This is a genomic window from Micromonospora sp. CPCC 206060 (assembly GCF_036906895.1).
Lineage (GTDB): Bacteria > Actinomycetota > Actinomycetes > Mycobacteriales > Micromonosporaceae > Micromonospora.
In genome coordinates, this window is the sequence record NZ_JBAKHU010000156.1 from 1 (window position 1) to 4,325 (window position 4,325).

The following is a 4,325-nucleotide window of genomic DNA, read 5'->3' on the forward strand; positions in this document are numbered from 1 at the left end:
AAACGAGCCCGGCATGTTTGCTTTGGCCCCGAAAGGGACACAATCTCCGTAACCGCCCTCTGATGTCGGATACGCCAGGAAGGTAGCTTCTCGTCCGACCGTTGTCACGAGGAGTATTCCGATGTCCAAGAAACCTGGCTTGCCGCCCGCTTGATCCCCTGTACCGTGCTAAAACTCGTTCGACGGCCCTGACTTGGGTTTTTGAAGATCGGTTCAGGCTGCCCGGTGGTACTCGTTGGTGGATCATCCCCAGGTACAGCAACCGTACGACCATACCGGCGATCATCAGCCCGAGCCGAAAACCCCGAGCTCACCGCATGTGCGATGAGTTATGGCACGGTACAGGCCCCGGCGGCGGTCGAGCACGTCGTTGCCCAGCAGCCGCTCACCGACGCCGTGGTACGGGCCCTGAACCCTGACCTCATCGTTGCCGATCTGCGGAAGAACATCGCCACGATCGGCTACCCGATCACCGTGACGTAGCGGCACCTCGGCAAGCCGAACGTCGAGCGCCCGTTACGCGCCAGGGACGCCCGATCGTCGGCAGGTGGCGGCGAGCTCACGGACGGTCTGGGCGACGGCGGGGGAGTCGTTGCGCAGGATCTTGCTGTGGTTGCTCGCGACCTTCGCGCTCACCTTGAGGTTCGGGTTGCGGGCGAGCACCGGATCGAGCGTGCTTCGCCCCTGTTCCATCTCCCCGTCCTGGCTCCCGAGGCTGTCACCGGTGGCCAGGACGAACCGTACCGGGCAGGTCAGGCGGTCGAGGACCGGCACGCTGGCGGCGGCGATCTCGTTGAGCTCGATGTTGACATCGGCGTGCTGGTCGGCGGTCATCCGCGCAGCCAGGCCCAGCCGGGCAGCGATCGGAAACAACAACCGCATCCGGCGGAACAGCTTCCGGATCCGCTCATGGCCTTCCTCGCCGGTCAGACCGACCGGAAAAGCGTCCACGCACACCACCCCCAGGACGCGGTCCGGATTCCGGTCGGCCCAGTGCCATGCCAGGATGCCTCCGTAGGACCAGCCCACCAGCAGCGGTCGATCCACACCCCTGGCCTTGAGGGCGGTATCCACATCTCGGAGACACGCTTCGAACGAGTAATCTGCCGAGCGTTTCGACTTGCCGCGGGCGCGCTCGTCGTAGGTGATGTGCCGGTAGTCGCTGCCGAGGTCGGTGATGACGCGCCGCCAGTGCGACTGGTCGGCATAGGCGCCGTTGAGGTAGACCACGGGACGGCCGGGCCCACCGGTGTCGGTCACGTACAGCGCGGTGTCATCGACCGGCACCATGCCGGTCCAGGCGGATTGCGTGATGGTCATAGTTTCCCTCTTTCCAGGGCCAGAAGTGGATCAGGAACGGTTGAGGGTGTGATGTCGCCGTAGGAGGGTGGGCTCGCGCGCCTCGACGGTCTCGTCGGGCCGGGTGGCGTTGTCCAGCAGGTTGCGTACGTGCCCGAATCCGGGTGTTCACCGCCAGCCGGGCGGCGGTGCCAGCGGCGGTTCCGACCTTTCCAGATCACCCATCGCGGTCCCGCGCACGACCGAGCCGCAGGCCACCTCGCCGAGGCGAATGCTGCCGTTGGACGTCGAGGTCCAGATCGAGCAACGGGCCGTCCCTTGCCGTGACCGCAGACCACATCTGTATCGAACTGCGGATTCTCCGGCACCCGCCGCGACGGGTTGAACCCCGCGGCGGCCAGCTGACCGGACGGCCGCCCGACCCCGTGGTCCGGGCGGGTGTCGGGGCGCCGTTACGGTGTTACTCGCAGAACACCTGCACCTTGGTGTCGGGCTGGTCGACATCGACGGTGAGATCGTCGAGCTGCTCGATGAGCTCCTCGATGTGCTGCGGCTTGAGCTGGGTGAGGTCGATCGGTACGCCGGACCTGGTCAGCTCGTCGTTGACCTTCGCGAGCGCCTGCGGGGGGATGAGGCTGGTGAGCCGGACCCCGGCGCGCAGTAGTTGCAGCGGGACCCGGACGTTGACCCGGGCCGGCCCATCACCGCCGGAGTCGTCCTCCGAGTTCACCACGACGCGCAGGTACTTGGGTCGGGGTTTCGGGCGGGGCGCGGAACCCGGCGGCGACTCGGGCTGTCCTCGGTCGAGGGCGTCGATCAGCCGCTCGGCCTCGTCCGCGGTGATCTTGCCCTCGGCCAGCATCTCGAGGACCTGGCGGCGCTGCTCGTTCATGGTTGCTCCACCCTCTTCTGACTCATCTGACGCTGACCAGCACGGAGGTTCGGCCGTGCTCGATCTCGAACCGGGTGCCGGGCAGCGCGCACAGCAGTTGCCCGGTGCCGCGCAGCGCGTCCACCGGGCTGACCCGGAAGACGAGGCAGGCGACCAGTCCGGCCAACACGATGAGCAGCAGCAGCGGTGACAGCACCAGCAGTACCGGCAGGACGGGGACGTACAGCCGCAGCCAGCGGCCGTCGCGACGGCGTTGGCGGTACGTCACCAGTTGCGGGATCATCGGGACCGCTCCAGCTCGGCCAGCGCCTCCTGGACGCTGATCTCTCCCCGCCCCAGGCGGTCGATGACGTCGGCGCCGGTGGGTGCCGGGTCGGTCTCGACGAAGTCGAGGTGCTCAACGATCCGGTTGAGCCGGGATTTGATCGTCGGGTAGCTCACCCCGAAGATCCGCTCCATCTCCTTGATCGAACCGTGTGATCGTACGAACGCGGCGACGAACACCTGATCGGCGACGCTGAGTTGAGCCAGCTGCGGCGGCTCGAACTGTCCCTCGACCACGATGCCGCTGCCGGCGAGGCGGACCCGCTCGACCACGAACGGCTGTCCGTGCGTCAGGTCGGTCAGTTCCTGCCAGTCCACCCTCGGCTCCCTTGCTCTCGGCGACACGGCCACTTTTCCTTTGTATCTTGATTTTTTTAAGCCGTCAACGGTTGAACATAAACTTTTCTAATCTGATCTTGAATGGTGTGGGTGTCCGTCATCTGCGATCCGCAGTGTCCTCATGGTGGCCAGCAGGCCGTCGTCCCAGCCAGCATGTCGTCGACGTACCTGCGGTCCGGCGGGCTGGCAGGACGCCGACAAAGCCCACGGTCCCGTGGTGCGTGTTCGCCGAAGGCCCGACGTGCACCTTGCCGGGACGCACGTCAGACGCCCCCAGGTACACGGCCCGGCAGTATCGGCCGGCCTCCTGACGTTGATCGACTACGCCTTTGGTACCCGTCGTCTCGGTAGGCAGAACTCGTTACCTTCAGGGTCAGCGAGCACATGCCATGGCTCGGCGCCGGTCAGGTGCGCGATGCTCGCCGTCGGAGGCGCTTCAGTTCAGGCGCGCTCGAAGGTGAGGTCGAAGTCCTTCCGCCAGGACTTGCCCCCGTCCTCGGACATCTCCCATCGGCCGAGGATCCGGTCCTTCTCGACGTCGGCGATGAACCGCTGGTGGAAGTCCGGGTCCTCACGGATCATCGTCCAGTGCCCGCCGTCGAAGGTCATCGCAAACTCGCGGCAGACGCCACGGTCGTCTTGGTAGAGCGCGACGAACCGATCGTTCGCATCGCTGCGCCCGAGGACGAGACTCATCTCGGAATGCACGTGCCCGCCCCCGCCGAACTCCGACCGCACGACCAGTAGCGACTCCCCGAGCCACTCGATGGTGGTGGTGCCCGGCACCTCGGTGCCTGACGGTTCGAGGAACCAGGCATCCGACACCGTCGTCGTCCATTCGCCGACGAGCCCGCTGAGCTTCGCCATCTCGGTGTTGCGCATCGTTTCCTCCGATCGATCCGACGCTACTCGATGTGAAATTCCCCTGGTAGCTCGGCGGCTTTCGATCATGCTCTTGATGGGGCTGAAGGGAGGCGGTAGGGGCCTAGCGTGCTTGGCCTAGCCCGGTAGGCTGGAGGGCGTGGGTCAGTTCTCCGAGGACAATCTGCGCGCGGTCGTCGCCAGGTACGAGGCGACCAGGACAGCCGCCTTGACCGAGCGGGACGAGCAACTGCGGGCGTTCCACGCGGCCGGCTGGCGGCCGGTGGACCTGCAACGGGTCACCGGGTACAGCCGGGAGACGATCCGCCAGGCACTACGGCCGGAGATCCGACGGGCGACCAACATCAGCCGGCGCAAGACGCCACCCCAGCCACCGGCGGACTACCGTCCCTACGGTGACCGGAGGCCCTACGTCGTGGCCGAAACCCTCGCCGCGCTGAACGGCCCGACCGAAGGCATGGTCGCGCTTCCGCATCACCTTGACTGGTCCGGTCACGCCGAGTACGACCTGAGCCGGCCCGGACGACTGGCCAGCGCGTACAAGGTGGTGCTCACCGAAGCCAGCACCGTTGACGACCTGAACACCTGG

7 protein-coding genes are annotated in these 4,325 nt (G+C 66.4%); 2 read left to right on the forward strand and 5 right to left on the reverse strand.

The window, feature by feature from the left end; all coding sequences use genetic code 11:
* Positions 1-324: 324 nt before the first annotated feature.
* A complete protein-coding gene (locus V6U90_RS32575; RefSeq protein WP_334444889.1) occupies positions 325-483 on the forward strand; it encodes a hypothetical protein in 159 nt (52 codons plus the stop codon).
* Between the two features lie 33 nt (positions 484-516).
* On the opposite strand, the gene V6U90_RS32580 is transcribed toward V6U90_RS32575, so the two are convergent.
* The 5 genes from V6U90_RS32580 to V6U90_RS32600 form a co-directional block, all read right to left on the reverse strand.
* The gene (locus V6U90_RS32580; RefSeq protein ID WP_334444891.1) at positions 517-1,290 is read right to left on the reverse strand and encodes an alpha/beta fold hydrolase; all 774 of its coding nucleotides are present in this window, start codon (positions 1,288-1,290) and stop codon (positions 517-519) included.
* 469 nt (positions 1,291-1,759) lie between these two features.
* On the reverse strand, positions 1,760-2,191 hold the full coding sequence (locus tag V6U90_RS32585) for an SHOCT-like domain-containing protein (protein WP_334444893.1): 432 nt from the start codon (positions 2,189-2,191) through the stop codon (positions 1,760-1,762).
* A gap of 22 nt (positions 2,192-2,213) precedes the next feature.
* Positions 2,214-2,474 (reverse strand): hypothetical protein, encoded by a 261-nt coding sequence (locus V6U90_RS32590; RefSeq protein WP_334444895.1) that lies wholly within the window; start codon positions 2,472-2,474, stop codon positions 2,214-2,216.
* Positions 2,471-2,833, reverse strand: coding sequence for a DUF2089 domain-containing protein (locus tag V6U90_RS32595; protein WP_334444897.1), 363 nt, complete (start codon positions 2,831-2,833; stop codon positions 2,471-2,473). Before V6U90_RS32595 ends, V6U90_RS32590 begins: the two co-directional genes overlap by 4 nt.
* A 462-nt stretch (positions 2,834-3,295) precedes the next feature.
* Entirely contained in the window at positions 3,296-3,736 is a 441-nt protein-coding gene (locus tag V6U90_RS32600; RefSeq protein ID WP_334444899.1) for a hypothetical protein, read from the reverse strand.
* Positions 3,737-3,875: 139 nt separating this feature from the next.
* Between V6U90_RS32600 and V6U90_RS32605 the strand changes: the two genes are divergently transcribed.
* Positions 3,876-4,325, forward strand: a 450-nt coding sequence (locus V6U90_RS32605; protein ID WP_334444901.1) for a hypothetical protein, incomplete at its 3' end; no start/stop codon positions are given.

Excerpts from the sequence above, each read along its gene's own strand:
- V6U90_RS32575 (WP_334444889.1), top strand. The coding sequence starts at position 325 with ATGAGTTATGGCACGGTACAGGCCCCGGCGGCGGTCGAGCACGTCGTT.
- V6U90_RS32580 (WP_334444891.1), bottom strand. The coding sequence starts at position 1,290 with ATGGTGCCGGTCGATGACACCGCGCTGTACGTGACCGACACCGGTGGG.
- V6U90_RS32585 (WP_334444893.1), bottom strand. The coding sequence starts at position 2,191 with ATGAACGAGCAGCGCCGCCAGGTCCTCGAGATGCTGGCCGAGGGCAAG.
- V6U90_RS32590 (WP_334444895.1), bottom strand. The coding sequence starts at position 2,474 with ATGATCCCGCAACTGGTGACGTACCGCCAACGCCGTCGCGACGGCCGC.
- V6U90_RS32600 (WP_334444899.1), bottom strand. The coding sequence starts at position 3,736 with ATGCGCAACACCGAGATGGCGAAGCTCAGCGGGCTCGTCGGCGAATGG.